We start from the raw sequence: 24,493 nt of genomic DNA on the forward strand, positions 1-24,493 counted from the left end.
GCTTTGTTCAGTTTTCAAAGGTCTACGTTTTTTCGTTTAAGTTGTAACTTTTATATCTTAACAAATTCACTACTTCATGTCAATAACTTTTTTTATTTTTCTAAATTACTTAGAATTTATTATTTGTCATCGCCATTCGCAACTTAACCATCATAACAGACAACATTGTTATTTGTCAACAACTTTTTGAGTTATTATTTCAAGCTTTTGAAAGTCATGTTTATTTACAATTTGTTATTTTATCGTTGAACTTCAAATGACTTTTTCAAAACCAACGTTAACTAATTTACCACTTAAAATTCACAATGTCTAGCTTATTTTCTTATTTTCCTTAATTTATTTTTAAACATTAGGAATAGTCGATATTCTTTCATTCCAAAAAAACGTTTCCCTCTTTTAGGTATTCCGTTTTTTTGGAAGAATGAATTCTAGCGGCAAGTACGCTACTTAAATAAAGCGACACTCATTAAACACTCTGCTACTTACTTTTCAGTAATCATAACTTTATTTAATGCGAATCTTGAATTCGTTTAAACATCCGCTCCATTTCACGATTGGTAAAATGAATGAGTACTGGTCGCCCATGCGGACAATTAAATGGATTCTCACACTGTGCTAGATCCGCTAACAGTGCTCTTCCTTGTTCCGGATTTAAATAGTGATTCGCTTTAATTGATTTTTTGCAACTCATCATAATAGCCGTGTCTTCTCGAAACTTGGCAAGATCAAATCGGCCGGTTTCTAAAACAATGGTGATTATTTCTTGGACAAGCTCTTCTTCTCTTCCTGCTTCGTACCAAGTAGGGTGCTCTCTGATGATGAAACTCTGTTGACCAAAATCTTCTAAATGAATCCCCACTTCGGCTAGTTGAGTTCGTTTTTCATTGATTTTCAGCCATTCATCTTGAGGGTATTCAAGGACTATTGGGACTAGTAAATGTTGCAAGTCGCCCGCGTCTTCTCCAATTTTACGTCGATAGTATTCATATTTAATCCGTTCTTGGGCAGCATGTTGATCAATAATGTATAATCCTTCTTCACTTTGGGCAAATAAATAGGTTCCGTGCATCTGACCAAAATAAGCTAACTGTGGAAACCCTTTTTGCGTTTCGTTCATATCGTCATTAGATTGCGACTCTTCTATTTGAGTTTTTTGCTCTGGTGGTATAGATTGTACTAATTTTGAGTCGCTCTGGTCGATCACGGTGGACATATTTGATACGTGACTTGTCGTCTCCTCAGTAACAGGTGGTTTACTATTTTGCGAGAGGGACTCTTGCTTCGTGTTTAACTCATCCGACTTTTCGCTAGGCGTCACTTCTTTGATATAAAATTGCCCGGTCGTTTGATCAAATGCTAAATCGGTATTGGTACGTGCAGGTTCCTTTAATGATAAGGCTAACTGTTCTGTTGGCTGAGTAAGATCTTTTTTCTTTTTAAACAATTGATTGTAGTCCACTTGAGGGATTAGACGCTCATCTTGTAAACTTTCTCGAATGGCTGTTGTAATTAAGGTGGAGAGTTCTGCTTCTTTTGATAATCGCACTTCTTGCTTTGTCGGATGAACGTTCACATCTAATAGAAGCGGATCCATATCGATCGTTAAAATCACAATAGGAAAACGCCCGACCATCAATTTTGAACCATACCCACTTATAATCGCTTTATTTAATAGAAAGTTTTTAATATACCGACCATTGATAATCAAAGACATGTAATTTCGGCTTGCTCTTGTCACTTCTGGTAACGAGATATACCCATGAATGTTAAAATCGAGGTCTTTTGCTGTCACTTCGCGCATTTTTTTCGCCAGCGCGACACCATAAATCCCTGCTATGCTTTGTTTAAGATCTCCATTCCCCGTCGTTTGCAACATCTTATTATGATCATGGACTAAGCGAAATGCCACTTCGGGATGACTTAGCGCGAGGCGATTAACGATATCTCCTATATTAGCGAGTTCTGTCTGTAAAGATTTGACATACTTCAAGCGGGCAGGCGTATTAAAAAATAGATTTTCTACGGTGATTTTCGTTCCGCGGCGAAGTGCACTCGGTTGTTCTTGTGTAATTTTACCGCCTGTTAAGACGAGTAAAGTCCCTTCTTCTTCGTCCTTGAGCGCGGTTTCGATTGTCACTTGAGAAACGGAGGCGATACTAGGTAGCGCCTCGCCTCTAAAACCAAGGGTTCTTATTCGAAATAAATCATGTTTGGTATGAATTTTACTTGTGGCATGTCGTTTAAAGGCATTTCTAGCATCTTCTCGGGACATCCCTTCCCCATTATCGATGATTTGGATCTTTTTCAATCCGGCTTCTTCAAGAAAGATATCGATTTGAGTGCTCCCGGCATCGAGAGCATTTTCGATCAATTCTTTGACAACAGAAGCAGGTCGCTCCACAACTTCTCCGGCGGCAATTTGGTTCGCTAAACTTTCCGATAGTTCTTGGATCTTCCCCATTTTCTGTTCCCACTTTCTATTATCATTTTACTTTCTTTTGTAATTGGTGTAAGACATTCATCGCGTCTAACGGTGTCATCTCTAAAACGTTTAATCTTCTGAGTTCGTCAAGGACCCGTTGCTCTTCCTCATTCCCTTCGTGAAAAAGCGAGAGTTGTTCAACTGGCAATGGCGCTTTTTGTATCGGATGGCCATTTTCTAATTGAACTAACAAATCATCAGCCCGTTCCAACAGTCTTTTTGGTAATCCCGCAATTTTCGCCACATGTATCCCATAACTTTTATCAGCGGGACCAGGAAGCATTTTGTGTAAGAAAACGAGCTCCCCTTCTTTTTCTACTGCGCCAACGTGCACATTTTTTAGTTGCGAGAGTTCTTCTTCTAGCACGGTTAGTTCATGATAATGGGTTGAAAATAAGGTCTTACCCCGTACTTCGCGATGAATGTATTCAATAATGGCTTGTGCTAATGCCATGCCATCATAAGTGGCCGTTCCTCGCCCAAGTTCATCAAATAAAATCAAACTATTCGTTGTCGCATGTTGTAGAGCATGGTTCGCTTCAATCATTTCCACCATAAACGTACTTTGGCCGGCAATTAAATCATCACTGGCACCAATTCGAGTAAAGATTTGATCGAAAAGAGGCATCTCGGCACTTTCGGCTGGAATAAAACAGCCAATTTGGGCCATAATTACCGTCAAAGCTAATTGTCGCATATACGTGCTTTTCCCGGACATATTTGGACCGGTAATTAATAAAATCAAACTATCTTGATCCATTTCAATTGAATTGGGAATGTATTCTTGATGACCTAACACTTTTTCTACCACCGGATGACGTCCGTCAATAATGCGTAAGCGCCCCTCTTGATTGAATGTCGGGCGAACATATTGATATTTTTCGCTGACTGTCGCAAAACTTTGCAAGACATCGATTTCACTGACTGCTTGGGCTAGTTGTTGCAAGGACGCAATACTTTTTTTGACTTCTTCCCGAATGGCTAAAAACAATTGGTATTCTAAGTCTACCGATTTTTCTTCTGCTTCTAAGATTAATGTTTCGATTTCTTTTAACTCTGGACTGATAAAGCGTTCTGCGTTGGCTAACGTTTGTTTTCGCTCATAGCGATTTTCAGGTAAATGAACCAGATTCGCTTTTGTGATTTCAATATAATAACCAAACACGCGATTAAAGCCGATTTTCAAGGTTTTAATGCCGGTTGCTTGGCGTTCTTTCGCTTCGAGCTCCGCTAACCATTTTTTCCCAGACGACATCGCTTCTCGATACTGATCAAGTTGCTCGTTAAAGCCTGTCTTAATGATTTTCCCTTCTGTTATTGCGAGGGGGGCATCTTCGCTAATCCCTGTTTCGATTAATTGTACGAGGTCTTCCATCGGTGACAAGCGTGAAAGTAATCCTTGCCACTCCCCTTGATCGATTCCTTGGAGAATATGACGCAATAGCGGAATTTGCTGCAAGGATGTTTTTAGTTGAATTAAATCACGACCATTGACATTCCCAAAGGCAACTCTTCCTGCTAGTCGTTCTAAATCATAGACTTTTTTTAGGGCTTCTTGTAAATCACCACGTTCAAAAAATGCGTGGACGAAGGAGGCAACTTGATTTTGGCGTGTCTCGATGGCTTGTTGCTGAATTAATGGTCGGTCAATCCATTGTTTCAGTAAGCGCCCCCCCATTGCTGTTTTTGTTTCATCTAGTAACCATAATAATGTTCCTTGTTTTTTTCCGGTACGAAGCGCTTGAATCAATTCCAAGTTTGCTTTTGAATGGTAATCTAATTTTAAAAAGTGATCGACTTGATACATCCGTGCTTGCTGCAGATGATCTAAACTTCTTTTTTGTGTTTCATTTAAATAAGTTAATAGTTTTAATGTAACCTCTTTTAATCCTTCATCCAGTTCATTCGTTAACGATTCAAAATGCGGTGGACAAATCATCGTTTCTTGATAAGAAAAAACGAGTCCAAGTCTTTTTTCTAACAACTCTTTCGTCGATTCGGAGATGTCGTTGGTTAACAGTACTTCTTTGGCTCGTAGAACAGAGACCTCATTTAGTACACCCTCTTCGTCTGCGATAAGGGCGACTTTTAGCTCACCGGTACTTAAGTCCACATAGGCGAGTTGAAAATCCGAGATCCCTTGCGCTAAAGCGACTAAGTAGTTGTTATCTTTAGCGGAAAGGTTTTTTCCTTCCATCACCGTTCCGGGAGTGACTAATTGCACGACTTCCCGTTTGACCATCCCTTTGGCTGTTTTTGGATCTTCTACTTGTTCACAAATTGCGACTTTGTACCCTTGTTCGACTAACGTATCAATATAAGCTGCCGCCGCGTGATAAGGCACGCCACACATTGGTACTGGATCCACTGCGTTTTTATTCCGACTGGTTAACGTCAATTCTAATAATTGCGAAACTTCAATGGCATCCGTATAAAAGAGTTCATAGAAATCACCTAAACGATAAAACAAAAAAGCATCGGGATAAGCCGCTTTAATCTTAAAATACTGTTCCATCATTGGGGTTAATTTGGTTTCTGGTGGCATGTTATTCCTCCTCTCCCTCAATTACTCGATTGACGTTTTTTTGAATCATCGTCGAGACATGTTGCAATAATTCATCCGCTTCAATTAAACTTTGACGATAACTTTCAACTAAAGGATGACTTTTATATTCTTTATTTAAGCGATTAATTTCAGCAACCGCCTGCCTTTGCGCTTCTGGTTTCCCATAATGTTCAAAATTCACGGCATCTTTTTGCGCTGCTTTAATTTGCGCTTCTAATTCTTTTAATTTTGGATGGTTTTCGGCGCGATTACGCACCGCTTGGAACTGTTGCACACTTTCATGATTTTTTAATAAGTCTAACAATTTCTCGACTTCTTGTTCTAATTGTTTTTCTTCTTCTAAAAATGTCACAATTTTTCTCCTTTACTCCATGAATGGGCGATCTTCACTAATTTGAAAAGCTTGAATCGACTTCGCTTTCCCGGTCCGATCGTCTAGTTCAATCACACACGCTGATACAATCATACGCCCACTTTCGACTACTTCAAAACGACGAGGCAAAGCCGTCAAGAATTTCTCGATGACTGCGTCGCGCTTCATTCCTAAAATCCCATCGTAAGGACCTGTCATCCCAACATCCGTTAAGTAGGCTGTTCCTTGAGGTAAAATCCGCGCATCGTTTGTTTGAACATGGGTATGGGTACCCACGATGGCCGAAACCCGACCATCCAAATACCAGCCCAATGCTTGTTTTTCACTTGTCGCTTCGCCGTGGAAATCAACAAAAATAAAGGGCGTCCGTTCGCGAACCTCTGCTAACAACTGGTCCATCGTGGTAAATGGATCTTCTAGCGCCACCATAAACGTGCGCGCTTGTAAGTTAATGACGGCTAGTTCGACTTGATTGACTTTAATATAGACGATTCCGACACCAGGCGTTCCCGCCGGAAAATTCACTGGTCGAACTAATTTTTTGGCATCTGCAATAAATTCAAAGATTTCGCGATTATCCCAAGCATGATTACCTAACGTGACGACATCCGCTCCGTCTTGTAAAAAGCCTTTATAAATTTTCTCCGTAATCCCGCGACCCGCTGCCGCATTTTCACCATTAATAATCGTCACTTGAGGGCGGTATTTTTTCTTTAATTTTGGGACATATTCTGTAATGGCCTCACGTCCTAGAGATCCTACGACATCGCCGATAAATAAAATTTTCATGTTTTTCCTCTTTCCTCACGCACGTTCATTCGCTGCTTCTTCTATTATATCGGTTTTAAGGTGTAAAAAAAAGGTTTGCCGTCTTGCCTTATTCATAAAAAGTGATTGGGATTGCTCTTTTGAAGACGGAACAAAAGAAAAAAACTGTTGCCTAGTACGAAGCCAGGAACAGTTTGTGTTTTTATAAAGCAATTGGTCGGCGATCGCCTTCATGGATGACTTCACGAAAATCAGCAAAACCAGCATCGAGACCACGCAGTAATATTTCAGCCGTCCCGATATTCGTTGCCAAAGGAATTTCATAAACATCTGATAAGCGAATCAACGCCGTCACATCTGGTTCATGTGGTTGTGCTGCGAGTGGGTCTCTTAGAAAAATCACCATATCGAGATCATCTTCTGAAATCATCGCACCAATTTGTTGATCGCCACCTAAAGGGCCTGATTTAAAGCGATGAACCGGTAATTGCGTCGCTTCAGTAATTCTTGTTCCTGTCGTTCCTGTTGCATACAATTCATGTTTTTCTAAAATAAAACGATAAGCCGTCACTAATTTAACTATCAAATCTTTTTTTCGATCATGAGCAATTAACGCAATTTTCATTTTATCTCCTCCGCAACTTTTAATCGATTAAGTGTAATTCTTTTAATGCATGCCAAATTCCGTCATGATTGTGATCTTTGGTGACTAGATCTGCTTCTTGTTGTACGAGCAGCGAAGCATTACCCATTGCCACACCAATTCCTGATTCGCGCAACATCTCACGATCATTTAAGCCATCCCCAAAACCGATAATATCTGCCCGATCAATCCCTAAGCGTTCTGCTAGCGCTAAAAGCGTCCGGGCTTTTGACCCATTAGCTGGAATAACATCGACACATTTTTCATGCCAACGAACAAAATTAAAGGCTGGATGTTGACCTTCAAATAATGGATCGCAGTCTTTTTCGTAATAGGCCAATGCCTGATAAACTTCATCGTCATGAGAAAATCCGCCTAATTCAGAAGCCGTTGACCCAAATGATGTCATCGCATCTTGCATTTTCTCCAAATCAAATGAGCTCAAACGTTTCGATTGATCGAGTTGCACGATCGCAGTATCAATCCCTCTTGCTTGGCACACTTCAATTAAAGTAGTTAGCGCCTTTTGATCCAGTGTTTCTTTAAATACTTGTTGGTGATTAAAAAAACCAGCCGCGCCATTACATAAAATATAATTTTCAAATTGTAACTCGCGAATAACGGATTCCGCTAAAAACCGACTTCTCCCCGTTGCTAAGGTAACAAAATGTCCGGCTTTTCGTAACGCATCTAACGCTTCTAACGTACTTGGCAACGGACGTTTATTCGAATCTAAAATTGTCCCATCAATATCAAATGCTAATAATTTTCGACTTCCCACTATTAAAAAGCTCACTTTCTTTGCATCATTTTTTTCATTCCTTCTTACTTAATCATAGAAAAGGAATTTTTTCAATTGTTTGTGCTCTGTTTATAAAGGCATTTCTTAAGATAACCATTGTTGGTACATTTTTTCGACTAACTCGACACATTGCATGGTCATATCAGGTGCCGCAATCGGACTTGCTTGTAACCCTTCTTGTAAACACTGATTGACATGCGCGATTTCAAACACAAATTCACTTTGGTGAGCATACGTGATTTCTTCTACTGATTGATCACGGATGATGGTTGCTGTTTGTTTTTTCCAAAAGTCAGGAAGATGAATGCGCCCTTTCGTCCCATAAATCGTCAACTCACTTGGTCCTTCAAAGAGGGTTGAAATCAATAAATGACCTTGAAATCCTTCTTTAAATAAGATACTAACGTCACATTGACTATCAGACTCATCAGGCGAGAACATCGCCGTCCCTGCAACTTCTTCAATCTTGCCTCCTGTCACATACTGGAAATATTCAATAGGATAACTTCCTGAACCATATAACGCGCCACCTCCGGATGCTAAATCCTTAAACCAAGGAATGTGATCGGCGTTCGTATGCATCATACGACAATCCAAGTACTTGACTTCTCCAATTTCCCCATCTGCAATTAACGTTTTGATTGTTTGTGTTAAGGGATAAAATAAGGCTTTTTGCGCTTCCATCAAAAATACCCCTTGTGCTTGCGCAAGCGCAAATAAGTCTTCCGCTTCATCCAGCGTTAGTGTAAAGGGTTTTTCGAGTAATACCGATTTTCCAGCTAGCAAGGCTTCTTTTGCAACAGCATAGTGGGCTCGATTATAGGTAGCAATGTAAACGACATCAATTTCTTCGTCTAAAAATAATTCAGCATAACTCGCATAAACGTGTGGAATCTTTAAAGCGTCCGCCATTTTTTGAGCTTTTTTTTGCTCACGTGCCGCAATTGCCCAAACTTCTGCGTCAGCACATTCAACAATTCCTGCGACAAAACGTGGAACGATGGTTGCAGTACTGATAATGCCATATTTAATCGTCATGTTTTTTCCTTCTCTCCTAAGGTTGTGAAATCGCATCACTTTTTTAGGTGCTCTTTCTTTCTTTTTATACTAGCATATTCTGCTAATGGATTCATTATAATCTGTGCCGATTGCTCAAACTCGTGACTTTTTCTCTAAATGTTCCCCAATACTTCTTACGTCCTTCTTCTTTCGATTATGAAAGACTAATCGCAATAACGGTTCATGGCAATCGAAGTTTTATCGCTATGTTATACTAAAGTCATTAGGTGAAACAAAGAAAAGAAAGGGGAAAAAAAGATGTGTACAACCATTGGATTTCATTACAAAGAGGGACACGTATTTGGTCGAACGTTAGAAATCACGCAAGCGTTAGCGCACCAAATTCTCTATGTTCCAAAAAACACGCAAGATTTTTTTAAAACGAGTGAGGGACGCACGTACGAAACGCGTTTTTCAACAATCGGGACAGGCTTTTTTGACCAGCCTTCCTTTGGAGATGGGATTAACGAAAAAGGGCTGATGGGTTCAAATAATTTCTTTCCTGCTTATGCGACTTTTGCCAAAGAGTGTAGCGAGGATCGGATTAATCTAATCAGTTCAGAAGCGTTTGATTTTTTATTGACCCGTTGTCAAGATGTCGAAGAAGTAAAAGCGACGGCTGCCACAATCAATCTACTCGCGCAAAACGCAGCCGGCGTCAAATCGATGAGTATGCACTTCTTTTTTATGGATCAACAAGGTGCGACTGTTGTCTTAGAACCAAGAGAGGGTTCCCTCATTGCACATGACAATCCTTATGGCGTTTTAACCAATGCGCCAGATTTTTCATGGCACGCGACTAATTTAAAGAATTATTTGCATCTAAAACCTGAAAATATTGAATCTAGCCATTTCAACGACGTCACCCTTACAAAATTGGGCGAAGGCAATGGACTGGTGGGGCTTCCTGGAGATTTCACACCGCCTTCACGCTTTATTCGTGCCGCTTACTTTGTCGCACAAACACCAAAAAACCTCGATCGTCAAGCAGCTATCCGACAAGCTTTTCGAATTTTAGGGCAATTTGATATTCCTACAGGTGCAGTGGGCGACGCTGCGAATGGTCATTGCGATGAAACGTTATACACGAGTGTCATGGATACGAAACAAAAAGCCTATTTCATCAAAGGACACAATCATTCTTTTATTCAAGCCTTCCAACTTGAGGATTATCTCACTGAAACGGACATTCAATTTGTTCCTCTTCAACAGGAGAAAAACCTCTAGGTCAAAAAAAGAACCCACGATTCTTTCATTTTCATTTTAGCTAGACCCTCATAAGGATAAAAAAAAAGGAGTTAAGACAAATGAATGTCTTAACTCCTTTTTTATCCAGTACTATTGCTAGTAGAATCTCTCTTCTCCACAAAAAAAGATTCCGACACCCTACAAATCCGGTAGGTGAATCACTTCATGTGCCTCTGTTTGAGTTAACTAGACGAACTAGTTCTCCTCGGCTCTGTCGCATAAAATAGATAGTAACATATTCTTTGACAAATAACTAGGCTTTGCTCTCAAAAATTGATTGGATTTTCGTATTAATTAAATCAATCGCTACGTAATTTGCCCCACCCTCCGGCACAATCACATCGGCATAACGCTTTGTGGGTTCGATAAATTGGTGATACATTGGCTTAACGACTGATAAATATTGATCAATCACGGAGTCCAAAGTCCGACCACGTTCTTCCATATCACGCTTAATCCGACGAATAATCCGAATATCGTCATCGGTTTCGACGTAGATTTTAATATCCATTAAATTCCGTAAACGTTCATCTTCTAAGATTAAAATCCCTTCAAGAATAATGACTTCTTTTGGCTCTTGTAAAATGACTTCAGCGCTTCTTGTATGTCTGACATAATCATATACCGGTTTTTCAATCGTTTCAAAGCGGCGCAGTTGTTCTAAGTGTTCGATCAATAAATCGGTATCAAAGGCAAAAGGGTGATCATAATTCGTATTTAAACGTTCTTCAAAGACTAGGTGATCTTGATTCTTGTAATAAGAATCATGTTCTAGCATCATAATCGAATGATTCGGAAACTGATCCAAAATCGCACGACTAATACTTGTCTTCCCACTCCCGGATCCACCCGTCACGCCAATAATGATTGGTCTGTTATTTGTCATTTTAAAAAGCTCCTTCTTTCCCTTGTTTCGTTATCCTTTTTTATTATAGCCAAATTCAATAAAAATTCTAGCGATTTCGCCATTTTCTAAGAAAGTAGCGAATAAAGGTCTTCTAATTGACGAATTTGATGGGTCGGTTCAATCGCAAGTGGTGTTTTCGGTGTATCTGGCCGCAACCAAATGGTATCAATTTCGGCATTGATGCCCCCTTGAATATCAGACGATAAAGAATCACCAATAATGACGGTTTGTGCTTTGTTCAAATTCGGAATTTTCGCAAATGTATACTCAAAAAATTCAATCATTGGTTTTTGGTAGCCCGTATCTTCAGAGACAATGACTTCTTTAAAATAAGGAAGTAATTTTGAGTCTTCCAACCGTTTAAATTGTGTTTTAGAGACGCCATTCGTCACAATATATAAATCAGCTTTTTCGGCAAAATGCTGCACGACTTCTAAGCTGTTCCCTAACAGTTGATGGCCTTCATTTAAGAATTCACGGTACGCTTGTTCCATCGCGAGACTATCGACTTCATGATTCAGTAGTTGAAAAAAGGCTCCAAAACGACCATTGACAACTTCATCGCGACTCATTTCTCCCGTTTCGAAGGCGCGCCAGCGTGCTTCGTTGACTTCTTTATAAAGCTTTTCTTTATCTGAAGTAAAATGAAGGCCTTCTTTTTCAAATAACGCTTTTAACGCTTGGCTTTCAGCTGCTTGAAAATCAAGCAATGTATCATCGACATCAAATAATAGTGTGGTATAACGCATGAACATTCTCCTTTTTTGTAAACCTTAACGAAAATAAGGTTTGAGTTGTTGTAATTCTGTTAAACTGAGCGCTCGATATTGACCTTCCGGAAGCGTCCCTAATTCAAGTGGCCCCATTGCGACCCGTTTTAAGGCAACGACTTTTTTACCACGAGCTAAAAACATTTTTTTCACTTGATGAAATTTTCCTTCTTGAATCTGCAAGCGAACATCACTCGTTTGACTTTGTACGTCATAACTGACGATCGTAAGTGGCGCACTTTGACAAACCGTTCCATCTAAAAAGACAATCCCATCGGCAAAAGCGGCAATATCTTCTTGCGTTACCTCTTCGTTAATGCGCGCTTCATACGTTTTGATGACTTTTTTCGTTGGATGAAGCAAATCATAGACTAATTGGCCGTTACTTGTTAGGAGTAATAACCCTTTTGTGTCTCGATCTAAACGACCGGCGGCAACTAAATCTGAGCGAAAATCAGCCAGATGCAAGAGATCAAACACTGTCAGATGCTCCTGATCTACGTTCGCTGTCACCACACCTTTAGGTTTATTTAATAAATAATAAACGTCGTGCGTCTGAAGAACTTGATCAGCTACCGTGATTTCGTGCAAAAAGCTATCAACATTTTTGTTTTGTTGGAAGCAAACTTCCCCGTCAACCCTCACTTGACGCGTACGAAAGAGTTGCTTCATTTCTTTTCGCGAAGTTTGTAATTGTTGTTCTATTAACTTGTCTAAACGCATCGAATCCCTTTCTTTCTTTTTCTATTATAGCGTACTTTTTCGAGTGGAAAAAGGAGAAAACTTGACAGATGAAGGAATTCGTCCTATGGTTATAGAGTAAAGTAAATATTTGTTTCTAACTACACACAGTGTTATGAACTGGTGGAGAAAGTGACTAAACCCTTTCTAGGTAATGTTTTTTATTACCTTATCACGTACATGTCTTGTACGCACCCTTAACCTTTAAATGTGAAAGAGTAACACGATTTACTTCGAAATGACTGTCTCAGACAGAAAAATTAGGAGGAATTTAGTTATGTCAGTATCATTAGAAGTCAGCAAAAGAGCGCTCCGTCCCCGTGCCAACCGCAACAAGTTACGTCACGAAGGTCAAATCCCTGGAATCATCAATGGGTATCAAATTGAAAGTACCCCGATTTCGGTCGCTACTTCCGCTTTCAAACGCATTTTAAAAGACGAAGGATTAAACGCAGTTGTTCGTGTATCAATTGAAGGTAAAGAGTATAATACCTTAATTCATCAAATCACGACAGAAACATTTACCAAAGAAATCAACCATATCGAATTGTTATCAGTGAACATGTCCGAAGAAACAGAAGTAGAAGCTGAGATTGTTTTAGTTGGAGAAGCACCTGGCGTAAAACTTGGTGGAGCCTTAACACAAAACTTATACAGCGTGATTGTTTCAGCAACACCTGATAAATTACCAGAGAAAATCGAAGTCGATATTTCTGAATTAAGCATCGGTCAATCGATTACAGTAGCTGACTTAGAAACTACAACAGATTTCACGATCGTGACTGACGGCGTAGAACAAATTTGTGCGATTTCTGAAGCTCGTGCAGCAGAAGAAACAGTAGAAGAAGCTCCAGCAGCTGAATAATATATAGAACGCAAAAGCTCGAAATCATGATTGATTTCGAGCTTTTTTTGATTGATTCAATTTGATTTATAAGGCATGAAACTCTTCAGCTGAGACATTTTTATAGCTCAGAATCCAAGCACACAATTCGTCTTGGTCATTCAAGACGGTAATATCTTGATCAATTTTTTCATTTATCGAAGAAATCACACCCGTTAAAGGACTTGAAAACTCACTCACGGCTTTTTCTGCTTCAACTTCAAGCAACGTTTCACCTTGTTTTAACTCTTGGCCTTCTCCTGGCAAGTCAATAAATGTGATTTCACCTAATTCTTCTTGCGCTTCACTTGTTAACCCAACAACATATTCCGATCCATTAAACAAAATCCATAAATTATCTTTTTTCTTTAAACATGGTGTTTTCATTTTAACAAAATCCTTTCATATGCATCTGCTTTAAAGCCATTCGCTAAAAATTGGTGGTCTTTGACTAAAATCGGTCGTTTTAACAACATCCCATCACTGTTTAACTGTTGACTGGCCTCTTCTATTGTATAGTCATTCACCAAATCTTTCAAGCCTAGTTCCCGATACTTCATCCCACTTGTATTAAAAAAACGACGAATAGGCAACTCACTTTGGGTCATCCACTGGGTTAATAACGTGACACTTGGCGGCTCTTTCACTAAGTCAATCGTCTCAACTTCAAATCCAGCTTCTTCTAACCATTTTTTTGCATCTTTACACGTACTACATTTTGGATACCAATACAGTGTAATCATCGATTTCGCTTCCTTTTTTCATTCATTTCTACTTCTGGTGTCGCTTGATATCGCATCGATAAAATCAAGCCAATCCCAATCATATTACTAAGCAAGGCCGATCCCCCTTGACTGATAAACGGTAAGGGAATTCCGGTTAACGGTAGCAAACCAATATTTGCCCCAATATTTTCAAAAACGTGAAATAAAATCATCATAATAATCCCTGTGGCAATGTAGGCATAAAATTCATTGTTCGTGTCAAAACAAACGCGAATCATCCGATAAATCAAGACAAAATACAGCAAAATAACGAGGGTACTTCCAACAAAGCCAAAATTTTCGCCAATGACGGAAAAAATCATATCCGATTCTCTTACTTGGACGTAAACATCGCTCACATTGAAGCCCTTACCGAGCATGCCACCTGAGCCAATCGCCATCATTGAATTGGCGACTTGCATCGAACTACCTTGCATATCATGGAAAGGATCAATCCATGCATCAATCCGCGCGAACTGATAAGCGGAGAATCCAAATTTGGATAATATCTCTCGGCCCGTATCACTCAATACGAGAAAAATCATGGTCACTCCAAGTAATAACATCACCACAACTGTCGGCACGATAATCTCCCAAGAAATTCCTGACATTAAGAAGATCCCACCAAAAATAGCTAAAAAGACTAACATAGACCCAAAGTCATCTTGTAACATAATTAAGACAATCACCGGTAGCATCACTGCTAACATCTTGGCAATCAATAAGCCATCTGTCTTTAAGGTGGCCACTTTGCGATAAGTCGCATTATGTTTGGTAACGACGAGCGCCAACATTAAAATCACCGCGATTTTCATCAATTCCGCCGGTTGCACACTAAAGCCACCTAAGCGGAACCAGTTGCGCGACCCCGTTGCTTCAAATGTTGCTTGGTCATAAAACTTTAAAAGTAACCCCATGACAATTAAGCCTAACCCATAAATAAAGGGAGTGAGTTTCCAAAGCCATTTTGATTTCATATGCATAATAATGACGACGGCTACGATACCAATGACATACCATAATACTTGACGCCACACTTCTATGGCTGGATTCCCAGTAAAAATAGGACTTTGATCATACGCCACATAAACAGCGGCTAAACCAAATAAACACAAAATAAAGACGGGCAAAATCACCCCGTAGTCAATTCGATTATCATTTCTAAATATATTTTTATTCATCGCTTCGCTCTTTTCTTAAGAAATACTTCTCCTATTATAGAGGGCTTTTCTAATAATTGAAAGAGAAGGGAACGACATTCAGTAAATTTTTAAGTTTTTAACAACAATAACCAATCATTTAAATAAGTTAGTGCTTTATTTTTTTAACTATTCTCTTCTTTTTCAACCATCTAATCAAATGCACCTTAGGAAATGAGGTTGTCTGAATGGATAACGGACTCTGAGCCTAGATGCCCCGGTGAACTTACAGAACTTTTGAGCAACTAAGCGTACAAAAAAAGCAAATTGAAACTTTCTATGCAAGTCAACAATTTGCTAATTCCTTCAATTCGTCGAATCAAGTGTCCGAAACATACCCGACGGACAAAATAAGTCCTAGTTGGTTACCAAAATACGAGAAGAAGCCTTCGTTTTCGTCCGCTCTCACCAAGAGGTTTGTCTCTTATTATTTGAGCGTTCGAACCAAATAAACTTCTTCGCAAAAACCTTTTAACCCATTATAGATGCGTTGCGCGCGCGAATGTTGTCGACACAAAGCAAAAACGGTCGGGCCACTCCCACTCATTAAAGCGATATCGGCACCATACTTGATCATCCGATCTTTAATTTGTTGCACAACCGGGTATTTAGGAATCGTAATATCTTCTAGACTATTCCCCATGTGACAAAGCATCTCTTCATAGTCTTGCGCTAAAATCGCTTGTGATAAGCTCGCCATATCCGGATGACTCAATTCGTCAATCTTTGAGACTTGTTGAAAAATTTTCCTAGTTGAAACACTAATACGCGGTTTCACTAACACAACCCAACATTGAGGCATCGGGACAAGTGGTTGAACAATCTCTCCCTTACCTGCAATAAAAGCCGTTGTACCATATAAGCAATACGGGACGTCTGTTCCAATCGTGACCCCAATTTCAATGAGTTCTTCCATGGAAAGATTCAAATTCCATAAGCGATTCATCCCACGCAAAGCTGCGGCACAATCAGAACTTCCCCCACCAAGTCCAGCAGCGACAGGAATGTTCTTTTCGATTGAAATTTTTAAGCCTTTCGTGATGCCGTAACGTTGTTTGATGATCGAGGCAGCCTGGTACACATTATTTCGTTTATCAATGGGTAAAAAAGCTTTATTCGTCTCAATCAGAATCTTGTTTTCTGGAATTTCTTCGAAAATTAAGCGATCGGCTAAATCGACACTCGACATCACCATCTCCAATTCGTGATAGCCGTCTATTTCCCGCTTATACAACACATCTAAGCCTAAGTTGATTTTCGCTGGTGCTTTTTCTATAATTTCCATTTCATCACCCACCACTTAAAATCATTTGATTCATTCTATCATAGTAAAAAAAAACTGTATAGTTCGTCCGTTTAGAATACCGTCTATATTTTTCGACTTTGACAATTGACCTTGCAAAATCTCATCCAATCTTATCATGCGCAATATCTGGCAAGAATCGAAACGGAGCACGGGATAAGGTCGTTTTTTTTCTACCTATTATTTTTAAAATAACATAATATATTCTTTGTTTTCTCGTAGATTTCTCATTTTATTAAAAGTGTGCTATAATAAGATTATAGAAAAGGGAGGTTTTTTAGAACATGGCAACATTTGGCAAGTTTGAAACTACTATTGTCCCGTCGGAATTTGGTTTAGAGTTTGAAGTCGATACCCCTGTTCGTTTTAGCTTTCAAGATCAAGCAGAAACAGGCGAAGTCGTGAAACAATTGCGTAACTCGGCAATTATTAAAATTAAGGAAACACAAGAAAATAGTGATCTTATGAGAAGAAGCAATGGTGTAATCATTATTAACTATAAACAGTTACAAAAAATTTAAGCAAAAAGGCTATCCAATTGGACAGCCTTTTTTTTATTTTGTACCGAATAAACGATCGCCGGCATCCCCTAGACCAGGAACGATGTAGCCATTTTCATTTAAGCGATCATCTAATGCTGCCGTATAAATATCAACATCCGGATGTGCTTCTTGTAATACTTTGACTCCTTCAGGTGCCGCTACTAAACAAACAAATTTAATGTTTGATGCGCCACGTTTTTTCAAAGCGTCAATTGCCATCACTGCGGATCCACCTGTTGCTAACATCGGATCGACCACTAATAATTGGCGGCTCGTAATGTCATCTGGTAATTTCACAAAGTACTCATGTGGTTCAAGTGTTTCTTCGTCACGGTATAATCCAACGTGTCCGACTTTAGCAGCTGGAATCAATTGTAAAATCCCATCAACCATGCCTAATCCCGCACGTAAAATTGGAATAATCGCAACTTTTTTCCCTGCTAATTGTTTTTGAACACTCTTCATCATTGGTGTTTCAATTTCAACTTCTTCTACTGGTAAGTCGCGTGAAATTTCATACGCCATTAGCATCGCAATTTCATCAACGACCTCACGAAAGACTTTAGTCCCACTATTTTTATCACGGATAATTGTTAACTTGTGTTGAATTAATGGATGATCAATTACTTGAAATTTTCCCATTTTAATCGCTCCTTTTCGTTGTTGCTATTATTGTAAAACAAATTCCATTTTCAAACAAGGAATCTTATAAGACTTTCGTATATTTCCTATAAAATCAGGTCTTGTTCTCATTTTTTTTGAAGGATTCGCTGCTACAAGATCAATAAAAAAGAAGAGGTGACCGACATTTCCTGTCATTCCCTCTTCTTAGACTTTATTCATTGAATGCCGTTAGCGACTCCCCGCTGCTAGCATCGTCTCTTCATCATTATTTGATTTTTAAAGGATGAGCATCGGTCAAAGCAATAACTTCTTCTTTTACTTGTGCCAATATTTCTGCGTCGTCTTTATTTTCTAAGACTTTCAGAATTAGTTTTGCTACTTCAACGGCGCTTTCTTCTTTAAAACCACGACTCGTAATCGCTGGTGTTCCGATACGAATACCACTTGTTTGGAACGGACTTAATTTCTCGAAAGGAATCGAATTTTTGTTCACGGTAATGCTAACGGTGTCTAACAACTGTTCCGCTTGTTTACCTGTCATTCCAAATCCTGTTACTTCAATTAATAACAAATGATTATCCGTCGCACCAGAAACAAGACGTGCTTTACCTGATTGATTAAAGACTTTTGCCATTGCCTGCGCATTTTTAATTACTTGAGCAGAGTATTCTTTAAATTCTGGTTGTAATGCTTCTTTGAAGGCAATCGCTTTTCCGGCAATCACGTGTTCTAATGGGCCACCTTGAATTCCAGGGAAGACGGCGCTATTGATTTTTTTCGCTAGGGCTTCATCATTCGTTAAAATTAACCCACCACGCGGACCACGCAACGTTTTGTGAGTCGTTGATGTCACAATATCAGCGTAAGGGACTGGATTCGGATGTGCACCGGTAGCCACAAGTCCCGCAATATGAGCCATATCCACCATTAATTTTGCGCCAACTTCATCCGCAATTTCTTTAAAGCGTGCAAAATCAATCGTTCTTGAGTAAGCACTCGCTCCAGCTACAATTAATTTTGGTTGATGTTTGCGTGCTAAAATACGGACAACGTCATAATCAAGAACTTCCGTCGCTGGATCAACACCGTAAGCCACAAAGTTATAGGTTTTCCCACTAAAGTTAACCGGAGAGCCGTGCGTTAAATGGCCACCAGCCGATAAATCCATTCCTAAAACGGTATCACCAGCTTCAATTAGAGAAAGATAAGCTGCTGTATTGGCTTGTGAACCAGAGTGTGCTTGAACGTTGGCAAATTTTGCCCCAAAAATTTCTTTTGCTCGTTCAATCGCTAAATCTTCCACCACATCCACAAACTCACAACCGCCATAGTAACGACGACCTGGATAACCTTCTGCGTATTTATTCGTTAAGATACTTCCTTGAGCAGCCATAACGCCCTCAGAAACAATATTTTCTGATGCAATTAATTCAATATTATTTTGTTGACGAATCCCCTCATTCTTGATTGCTTCCCATAATTCTTGGTCAAATTGCTTATAATCCATCTAACACAAACATCCCTTCAAAATAAGATAATCCGATTGTATCACAAAGCGAATAGACTTTGAAATGCTTTCCCTTAATAAACCTTGTTTTTTAAATGATTTCCTTGAAATTATCGATTAAAGACGAACGTTAATCTAAATAAAACGAAATATTATTCAGATGTTAGCTGTTCTAGAAAATTCAGTTGATTCGTTGCTTTTTTCAAACGATTCATATAAGCCACACCTAAGCCTTCTTCAGGGAAGGTTGGGACTAAGATGACGTCGATTGCTGCTTCATCTAAGGCGCGTAAGCCCGCAAACAAGCCTTTCGCTGCTGCTTCCACGCCTTCGCCTTCATAGGCAAACGTCGCTTGCGCTGACGCTTGGTATCGTTCAATCATTTGAGGACTTCCTAATAATCCCAGGCGGATCTCTTTGGCTATGACTAAAGCCATAACCGCTTCCCACTCATCAGGATTGACCATCAATGCAGGCGTTTTAGGGGCGTAATGCTTATATTTCATGCCAGGAGACTTCGGTGCTTGTTCTTCATGGGCTAGATGGGGATCTACTAAGATTTCAATTCCTAGAATCGTTTCTAACGCTTCTTTTGTAACAGCACCTGGACGTAAAATCATCGGGGGTTTCGTTGGATCGCTTAAATCAAGCACCGTCGACTCAACACCAATTGCTGTCGCGCCCCCTTCAAGTATGCCGGCAATTTTCCCTTGTAAATCATGATAGACATGTTGACTATTGGTCGGACTCGGTCGTCCAGAAGTGTTCGCACTGGGACCGACAATCGGAACACCGGCTTCTTTGATCAGTTCTAACGTTAGCGGATGATTGGGCATCCGAAATGAAACGGTCGGTAAGCCGGCCGAAACAACGCTTGGTAATGCCCCGGGTTTGATCGTAAAGATTAAGGTTAATGGCCCTGGCCAAAACGCGTCAACAATTTCTTGCGTCAACGGATGGAAGACCTCGACATAATCTTTTACTTGTTCAAAACTTTCGACGTGAACAATCAGTGGATTGTCACTTGGACGACCTTTCACCGTAAAGACCGATTGAACGGCATCGGCTATTTGGGCATTGGCTCCCAAACCATAGACCGTTTCTGTGGGAAACGCCACAATTTCACCCTCTCGGAGTAACCGGGCCGCTTCTATTAAGTCCATTTTATTAAATATTTTTGTTTCCACAAGTTATACACATCCTTTTTCAAAAAAGTTGGCGAGTTATCAACATTCCTTGCGTTGTTATCCCCATTCTGTGGACAACTTATCCGTCAAGAGGGGATAACTCTGTGGGTAATCGAATAAAAGGCTCCCATTGTCACTCTATCAAGGATTCATTCACTTATTAAAAGTAAAAAATAAATAGTTATGCACAAAGCTGTGTATAACTATTCCACGACAATCATCCGATCTCGCCCACTTAAATCTGGATAAATCGTTACTTTTTTATGTGGAAAAGCCGTTTGAAAAAGTGTTTGTACTGCTTTTCCTTGTTGAAAACCAATTTCTAAAAAAATTTTTCCAGAAGGTTTCAACTTTTCCTTTGCTTGCTGTGCTAATTTTTGATAGATCGCCAGGCCCTCTTCTTCTGCAAACAAGGCCATTTTCGGCTCAAAGGTGCGCACACTTTCGTCCATGACAGACCACTCATCAGCCGCAATATAAGGGGGGTTCGAAATTAAGATATCGATTGGTTGGTTAATGGGCGCTAACGTATCTCCTTCATAAAACGATAATGGGGCGTTTAACGTCTCGGCATTTTCTTGTGCGACTTTAAGCGCGGCTGGCGATAAATCGACAACGGCTACTTCCCAAGTGGGCCGCTCCAATTTTAATGAAATCCCGATTGCACCTGTCCCTGTCCCGACATCGACCACGTACAGTGGCTCATCTGGACATGTTTCTAAACAAAGAGCCACTAATTCTTCCGTTTCAGGACGAGGAATCAAGGTGGCTTCCGTAACTTTCAAACGATGACCATAAAATTCTTCAAATCCAAGAATATACTGCGCAGGATAATGCGCGGCTAGTTGTTTTAAATCTTGCTGAAGTTGCTGTTGTTCCAATTCCGGCATCTCTTTGTGCCAATTCAGCAACCAATCCGTCTTCCGCCAATTCTTACGGCCAAGTAAGACATATAAAATGCTGTGTCCTTCTACCCCTTGTTCTTCTAAAAAAGAAGAAGCCCAGGAAAGGACTTCTCGATACGTTTTAGCCATTTTGGAGCTCTTCTAATTTCGATGTTTGGTCGTAAATGATTAAAGAATCGACAATTTCATCTAATTTTCCGGCTAAGATTTGGTCTAGCTTTTGAATCGTTAACCCAATCCGGTGATCGGTGACGCGATTTTGTGGGAAGTTATAGGTCCGAATCCGCTCTGAACGATCGCCCGTTCCAACAGCCGATTTACGTTCGGAATCATAGGCACTTTGCGCTTCTTGTTGCAATTTGTCATAGACACGCGCGCGTAACACTTTCATCGCTTTCTCACGGTTTTTAATTTGGGAGCGTTCATCTTGCATTGCGACTGCAATGCCAGTTGGTATATGCGTCAAACGTACAGCTGAAGCGGTTTTGTTGACGTGCTGACCACCGGCACCAGAGGCATGATAAATATCAATTCGGATATCTTTATCTGCCAAGTCAATTTCGACTTCTTCTGCTTCTGGTAAGACGACAACCGTTGCCGTTGACGTGTGAATACGCCCTTGCGATTCGGTTGAAGGCACACGTTGTACTCGGTGAGCACCACTTTCATATTTTAATTTTGAAAAGACGCTTTCGCCGGTAATCATCATGATTACTTCCTTGTAACCACCAATCCCCGTTACGTTCGCATCCATCACTTCGACTTTCCAACCTTGTGCATCGGCATAACGTTGGTACATTTCGAATAAGTCACCGGCAAATAGCGCGGCTTCATCGCCACCTGCTGCGCCACGAATCTCCATAATGATATTTTTATCATCATTCGGATCTTTTGGTAAAAGCAAAATTTTAATTTGTTCTTCTAAATCAATTTTTTCTTTTTTCAGTTCACTGAGTTCTTCTTTTGCCATCTCAGCCATGTCTGCATCGAGGTTTTCACCAAGCAGTTCTTCTGTTTCTTCGATGCCGCTTACCACGACTTTATAACGACGGTAAACAGCAACTGTTTCACGTGTATTGGCTTCTTCTCTAGACAAAGCCATAAAGCGTTTCGTATCGGACACGACAGCGGGGTCACTTAATAATTCCCCTAACTCTTCATAACGGTCTTCAATCGATTGTAACTGATCGTACATAGGTATGCTCCTTTTCTTTAATTGCTCTTCATTTTTGGATTAACATAGTGTTGTCGACAAACAGGGTAATACGTTTCATTTCCCCCAATTTGGACTTGCTCCCCTTCGTAAACTGGAACGTGATTCACATAACGTAAATTCATGATTGCTTTTTTATGACAAAACCAACAAATGGTCTTCATTTCTTCAATCTTGTCCGCGTATAACAAGAGGGATTTTGACCCTTCAAACAGTTCATTGCGAAAATCATTTTTCAGCCCAAAGGCCATCACAGGAATCTTTAATTCATCGACAATTTTCGTTAAGTCTAAGACGTGACGCGCACTTAAAAATTGCGCCTCATCAATTAAGACACAATACGGCGTGTAGCCCAACGTTTGCACGACAGAAAAAATATCCGTTTCTTCAAAAATTGGTAGTGCTTCTTTTGAAATCCCAATGCGACTTTTCACTTGACCTAAGCCTGAACGCGTATCGATTCCGCTCGTCATCAAGACAACCGGCTTGTTTTGTTCTTCATAGTTATGGGCAACTTTCAAAATTTCAATTGATTTCCCACTATTCATCGCGCCATATTTAAAAAATAATTGTGCCATCTCTCATCCTCCACTTACTCCTTTGGTATTATACTTGAAAAAGCAAAAATTTTACAGTAAAAGAAAAGAGAAAACGTATTTTCCATTAAAACGCTCACCAGACGGTCTCGTCTCGTTAAGCTTTCAAGCGCTAACAATCTCCGCGCATCTTTTGCCGCTAAAAAAAGCGATGTCAGAACCTTAAAGGAACGGACTCGCTTTCAATCGAACGTTTGATTTATTTCAGTCGTTACTTACCTTGCTTCATGCTTAAAGCGGCTGACTTTTGTTTCTTCTAGTAACCGCCATTCACTTTGTAAAAATCCAAAATCTAATTGATCGTACCACTTACCACTTTGATACACACTTTCGCGATTGATCCCTTCTTGCACAAAGCCGAGACTGCGATACATCTCAATCGCGTTTTGATTAAAACTATGAACATGTAGTCGCACTTTATGTAAGCCTAAATGATCAAAGGCATACGCGAGTAGCAAGGAAACAGCTTCTTTTCCATAACCTTTTCCCCGGTAAGATTCATGGGGAATGCCAATCCCAATCACGGCTAAACGGTTTTTCATCATCACACCGGTTAACGAAATAAACCCGACTAAGGCATCATCTTTTATTTGACGAATCGTAAAGAAAAATGCTTCGTTACTATCCGGGTCGCCAAACATATCTTCCCAATCATCCACACCAAAAGGATGAAACACATCGTCACTAATCCCGCGCATAAATTGAGGATCCCATTGCCACTCCGCAAATAACTCTGTGTCCCCCTCTCTCAACTCTGCCAAATACACTTTTTTCCCACGCATGATGTTAACTCCTTTTCATTTTTGTTTCTTTTGAATACGCTCGTTCCCACACGAGCCTACTCATTTAATCGCAATATTTTCTACCCTGGCAACTAACACTCTCCAAATTGCAGCACGCAAAGTGGCGTCATACAGCGACGATTTAACCTAAGTGCTTGAAAAAACTCACACGAGTCACGTTCATCTCGGACCTAGTGTGAGCTTAGGATTTACAAAAAGACAACTTGTTCGACAACCTCAATGTTAGGGTCTAGCGACTGGATGACCGGACAATTCGGTGAAATCAATTTGACACAACGTTGTGCTTTCTCGTGGTATTCGGTCGCAATCTCCGCATAAATTGTCACGTTGATTGACTGAATCGGATTGGTTTTTTTCGCCATATCCCGCGTATAACTCACCGTGACCTTTTCAATTTCATGCGGCACATTCGAGTTGTTCAACACCGAAATATAGACATATCCCGCACAGGCAGCAGCGGCTGTCACAAGTGATTGCACAGGAGAATAGCCTTCTCCTCTGAGTAAAATCCAAGGTTCTTCAGGTGTATCGAGTGTAAATGCTGGTCCTACTTTATTTAATGTAAATGTTTCAATTGACATGTTAAACAACCTTTCTGTGTTCCCTTA

General features: G+C 40.0%; 25 protein-coding genes. 3 read left to right on the top strand and 22 right to left on the bottom strand.

Annotated elements, in window-relative coordinates:
- Positions 1-508: 508 nt before the first annotated feature.
- The 7 genes from mutL to RU93_RS09440 all read right to left on the bottom strand — a co-directional run bounded on the left by mutL (position 509) and on the right by RU93_RS09440 (position 8,672).
- Positions 509-2,461 (bottom strand): DNA mismatch repair endonuclease MutL, encoded by a 1,953-nt coding sequence (gene mutL / locus RU93_RS09410; RefSeq protein WP_071875374.1) that lies wholly within the window; start codon positions 2,459-2,461, stop codon positions 509-511.
- A 22-nt stretch (positions 2,462-2,483) separates the two neighbouring features.
- Entirely contained in the window at positions 2,484-5,027 is a 2,544-nt protein-coding gene (gene mutS / locus RU93_RS09415) for a DNA mismatch repair protein MutS (RefSeq protein WP_071875375.1), read from the bottom strand.
- Position 5,028: 1 nt separating this feature from the next.
- Positions 5,029-5,400, bottom strand: coding sequence for a YlbF family regulator (locus tag RU93_RS09420; protein WP_071875376.1), 372 nt, complete (start codon positions 5,398-5,400; stop codon positions 5,029-5,031).
- 12 nt (positions 5,401-5,412) lie between these two features.
- Entirely contained in the window at positions 5,413-6,210 is a 798-nt protein-coding gene (locus tag RU93_RS09425; protein WP_071875377.1) for a TIGR00282 family metallophosphoesterase, read from the bottom strand.
- Between the two features lie 181 nt (positions 6,211-6,391).
- Positions 6,392-6,814 (bottom strand): methylglyoxal synthase, encoded by a 423-nt coding sequence (gene mgsA / locus RU93_RS09430; protein ID WP_071875378.1) that lies wholly within the window; start codon positions 6,812-6,814, stop codon positions 6,392-6,394.
- A gap of 19 nt (positions 6,815-6,833) precedes the next feature.
- Positions 6,834-7,613 (bottom strand): HAD family hydrolase, encoded by a 780-nt coding sequence (locus RU93_RS09435; RefSeq protein WP_071875434.1) that lies wholly within the window; start codon positions 7,611-7,613, stop codon positions 6,834-6,836.
- 105 nt (positions 7,614-7,718) lie between these two features.
- Positions 7,719-8,672: a Gfo/Idh/MocA family protein gene (locus RU93_RS09440; protein ID WP_071875379.1), complete on the bottom strand. Its 954-nt coding sequence runs from the start codon at positions 8,670-8,672 to the stop codon at positions 7,719-7,721.
- Positions 8,673-8,951: 279 nt separating this feature from the next.
- Between RU93_RS09440 and RU93_RS09445 the strand changes: the two genes are divergently transcribed.
- On the top strand, positions 8,952-9,920 hold the full coding sequence (locus tag RU93_RS09445) for a linear amide C-N hydrolase (RefSeq protein WP_071875380.1): 969 nt from the start codon (positions 8,952-8,954) through the stop codon (positions 9,918-9,920).
- 274 nt (positions 9,921-10,194) lie between these two features.
- Here RU93_RS09445 and udk read toward each other — a convergent pair whose 3' ends face one another.
- The 3 genes from udk to RU93_RS09460 form a co-directional block, all read right to left on the bottom strand.
- On the bottom strand, positions 10,195-10,827 hold the full coding sequence (gene udk / locus RU93_RS09450) for a uridine kinase (RefSeq protein WP_071875381.1): 633 nt from the start codon (positions 10,825-10,827) through the stop codon (positions 10,195-10,197).
- Positions 10,828-10,913: 86 nt separating this feature from the next.
- Positions 10,914-11,597: a YjjG family noncanonical pyrimidine nucleotidase gene (locus RU93_RS09455; protein ID WP_071875382.1), complete on the bottom strand. Its 684-nt coding sequence runs from the start codon at positions 11,595-11,597 to the stop codon at positions 10,914-10,916.
- Between the two features lie 24 nt (positions 11,598-11,621).
- A complete protein-coding gene (locus RU93_RS09460) occupies positions 11,622-12,341 on the bottom strand; it encodes a pseudouridine synthase (RefSeq protein ID WP_071875383.1) in 720 nt (239 codons plus the stop codon).
- Between the two features lie 295 nt (positions 12,342-12,636).
- Here RU93_RS09460 and RU93_RS09465 point away from each other — a divergent pair, with 295 nt between their 5' ends.
- Positions 12,637-13,224 carry a 50S ribosomal protein L25/general stress protein Ctc gene (locus RU93_RS09465; RefSeq protein WP_071875384.1) on the top strand — a complete coding sequence of 196 codons (588 nt, stop codon included), beginning with the start codon at positions 12,637-12,639 and terminating at the stop codon, positions 13,222-13,224.
- 66 nt (positions 13,225-13,290) lie between these two features.
- Here RU93_RS09465 and RU93_RS09470 read toward each other — a convergent pair whose 3' ends face one another.
- The 4 genes from RU93_RS09470 to ispE form a co-directional block, all read right to left on the bottom strand.
- The gene (locus RU93_RS09470) at positions 13,291-13,629 is read right to left on the bottom strand and encodes a glycine cleavage system H family protein (protein ID WP_071875385.1); all 339 of its coding nucleotides are present in this window, start codon (positions 13,627-13,629) and stop codon (positions 13,291-13,293) included.
- Entirely contained in the window at positions 13,626-13,985 is a 360-nt protein-coding gene (locus RU93_RS09475; protein ID WP_071875386.1) for an arsenate reductase family protein, read from the bottom strand. Before RU93_RS09475 ends, RU93_RS09470 begins: the two co-directional genes overlap by 4 nt.
- The gene (locus tag RU93_RS09480; RefSeq protein ID WP_071875387.1) at positions 13,982-15,187 is read right to left on the bottom strand and encodes an FtsW/RodA/SpoVE family cell cycle protein; all 1,206 of its coding nucleotides are present in this window, start codon (positions 15,185-15,187) and stop codon (positions 13,982-13,984) included. Before RU93_RS09480 ends, RU93_RS09475 begins: the two co-directional genes overlap by 4 nt.
- 445 nt (positions 15,188-15,632) lie before the next feature.
- The gene (gene ispE, locus RU93_RS09485; protein WP_071875388.1) at positions 15,633-16,490 is read right to left on the bottom strand and encodes a 4-(cytidine 5'-diphospho)-2-C-methyl-D-erythritol kinase; all 858 of its coding nucleotides are present in this window, start codon (positions 16,488-16,490) and stop codon (positions 15,633-15,635) included.
- Between the two features lie 302 nt (positions 16,491-16,792).
- On the opposite strand from ispE, the gene RU93_RS09490 reads away from it, so the two are divergent.
- Positions 16,793-17,029 (top strand): hypothetical protein, encoded by a 237-nt coding sequence (locus RU93_RS09490; protein WP_071875389.1) that lies wholly within the window; start codon positions 16,793-16,795, stop codon positions 17,027-17,029.
- 33 nt (positions 17,030-17,062) lie between these two features.
- Here RU93_RS09490 and upp read toward each other — a convergent pair whose 3' ends face one another.
- The 8 genes from upp to RU93_RS09530 all read right to left on the bottom strand — a co-directional run bounded on the left by upp (position 17,063) and on the right by RU93_RS09530 (position 24,466).
- Positions 17,063-17,692 (bottom strand): uracil phosphoribosyltransferase, encoded by a 630-nt coding sequence (gene upp / locus RU93_RS09495; protein ID WP_071875390.1) that lies wholly within the window; start codon positions 17,690-17,692, stop codon positions 17,063-17,065.
- Positions 17,693-17,939: 247 nt separating this feature from the next.
- Positions 17,940-19,181: a serine hydroxymethyltransferase gene (glyA, locus tag RU93_RS09500; protein ID WP_071875391.1), complete on the bottom strand. Its 1,242-nt coding sequence runs from the start codon at positions 19,179-19,181 to the stop codon at positions 17,940-17,942.
- 152 nt (positions 19,182-19,333) lie between these two features.
- Positions 19,334-20,368, bottom strand: coding sequence for an L-threonylcarbamoyladenylate synthase (locus tag RU93_RS09505; RefSeq protein ID WP_071875392.1), 1,035 nt, complete (start codon positions 20,366-20,368; stop codon positions 19,334-19,336).
- Between the two features lie 203 nt (positions 20,369-20,571).
- Entirely contained in the window at positions 20,572-21,402 is an 831-nt protein-coding gene (gene prmC, locus RU93_RS09510; RefSeq protein WP_071875393.1) for a peptide chain release factor N(5)-glutamine methyltransferase, read from the bottom strand.
- A complete protein-coding gene (gene prfA, locus RU93_RS09515) occupies positions 21,395-22,468 on the bottom strand; it encodes a peptide chain release factor 1 (protein WP_071875394.1) in 1,074 nt (357 codons plus the stop codon). The genes prmC and prfA overlap by 8 nt, the downstream gene beginning before the upstream one ends.
- A 17-nt stretch (positions 22,469-22,485) precedes the next feature.
- Positions 22,486-23,064 carry a thymidine kinase gene (locus tag RU93_RS09520; RefSeq protein WP_071875395.1) on the bottom strand — a complete coding sequence of 193 codons (579 nt, stop codon included), beginning with the start codon at positions 23,062-23,064 and terminating at the stop codon, positions 22,486-22,488.
- Between the two features lie 233 nt (positions 23,065-23,297).
- Positions 23,298-23,864: a GNAT family N-acetyltransferase gene (locus RU93_RS09525; RefSeq protein ID WP_071875396.1), complete on the bottom strand. Its 567-nt coding sequence runs from the start codon at positions 23,862-23,864 to the stop codon at positions 23,298-23,300.
- Between the two features lie 209 nt (positions 23,865-24,073).
- On the bottom strand, positions 24,074-24,466 hold the full coding sequence (locus RU93_RS09530) for an OsmC family protein (protein ID WP_071875397.1): 393 nt from the start codon (positions 24,464-24,466) through the stop codon (positions 24,074-24,076).
- Between the last annotated feature and the right edge of the window lie 27 nt (positions 24,467-24,493).

The organism is Enterococcus aquimarinus (assembly GCF_001885765.1).
Taxonomy (GTDB): Bacteria; Bacillota; Bacilli; order Lactobacillales; family Enterococcaceae; genus Enterococcus_I; species Enterococcus_I aquimarinus.

Coding starts and splice junctions, on each gene's coding strand:
- mutL (WP_071875374.1), bottom strand. CDS start 2,461: ATGGGGAAGATCCAAGAACTATCGGAAAGTTTAGCGAACCAAATTGCC.
- mutS (WP_071875375.1), bottom strand. CDS start 5,027: ATGCCACCAGAAACCAAATTAACCCCAATGATGGAACAGTATTTTAAG.
- RU93_RS09425 (WP_071875377.1), bottom strand. CDS start 6,210: ATGAAAATTTTATTTATCGGCGATGTCGTAGGATCTCTAGGACGTGAG.
- mgsA (WP_071875378.1), bottom strand. CDS start 6,814: ATGAAAATTGCGTTAATTGCTCATGATCGAAAAAAAGATTTGATAGTT.
- RU93_RS09440 (WP_071875379.1), bottom strand. CDS start 8,672: ATGACGATTAAATATGGCATTATCAGTACTGCAACCATCGTTCCACGT.
- RU93_RS09445 (WP_071875380.1), top strand. CDS start 8,952: ATGTGTACAACCATTGGATTTCATTACAAAGAGGGACACGTATTTGGT.
- udk (WP_071875381.1), bottom strand. CDS start 10,827: ATGACAAATAACAGACCAATCATTATTGGCGTGACGGGTGGATCCGGG.
- RU93_RS09455 (WP_071875382.1), bottom strand. CDS start 11,597: ATGCGTTATACCACACTATTATTTGATGTCGATGATACATTGCTTGAT.
- RU93_RS09460 (WP_071875383.1), bottom strand. CDS start 12,341: ATGCGTTTAGACAAGTTAATAGAACAACAATTACAAACTTCGCGAAAA.
- RU93_RS09465 (WP_071875384.1), top strand. CDS start 12,637: ATGTCAGTATCATTAGAAGTCAGCAAAAGAGCGCTCCGTCCCCGTGCC.
- RU93_RS09470 (WP_071875385.1), bottom strand. CDS start 13,629: ATGAAAACACCATGTTTAAAGAAAAAAGATAATTTATGGATTTTGTTT.
- RU93_RS09475 (WP_071875386.1), bottom strand. CDS start 13,985: ATGATTACACTGTATTGGTATCCAAAATGTAGTACGTGTAAAGATGCA.
- RU93_RS09480 (WP_071875387.1), bottom strand. CDS start 15,187: ATGAATAAAAATATATTTAGAAATGATAATCGAATTGACTACGGGGTG.
- ispE (WP_071875388.1), bottom strand. CDS start 16,490: ATGGAAATTATAGAAAAAGCACCAGCGAAAATCAACTTAGGCTTAGAT.
- RU93_RS09490 (WP_071875389.1), top strand. CDS start 16,793: ATGGCAACATTTGGCAAGTTTGAAACTACTATTGTCCCGTCGGAATTT.
- upp (WP_071875390.1), bottom strand. CDS start 17,692: ATGGGAAAATTTCAAGTAATTGATCATCCATTAATTCAACACAAGTTA.
- glyA (WP_071875391.1), bottom strand. CDS start 19,181: ATGGATTATAAGCAATTTGACCAAGAATTATGGGAAGCAATCAAGAAT.
- prmC (WP_071875393.1), bottom strand. CDS start 21,402: ATGGCTAAAACGTATCGAGAAGTCCTTTCCTGGGCTTCTTCTTTTTTA.
- prfA (WP_071875394.1), bottom strand. CDS start 22,468: ATGTACGATCAGTTACAATCGATTGAAGACCGTTATGAAGAGTTAGGG.
- RU93_RS09520 (WP_071875395.1), bottom strand. CDS start 23,064: ATGGCACAATTATTTTTTAAATATGGCGCGATGAATAGTGGGAAATCA.
- RU93_RS09525 (WP_071875396.1), bottom strand. CDS start 23,864: ATGCGTGGGAAAAAAGTGTATTTGGCAGAGTTGAGAGAGGGGGACACA.
- RU93_RS09530 (WP_071875397.1), bottom strand. CDS start 24,466: ATGTCAATTGAAACATTTACATTAAATAAAGTAGGACCAGCATTTACA.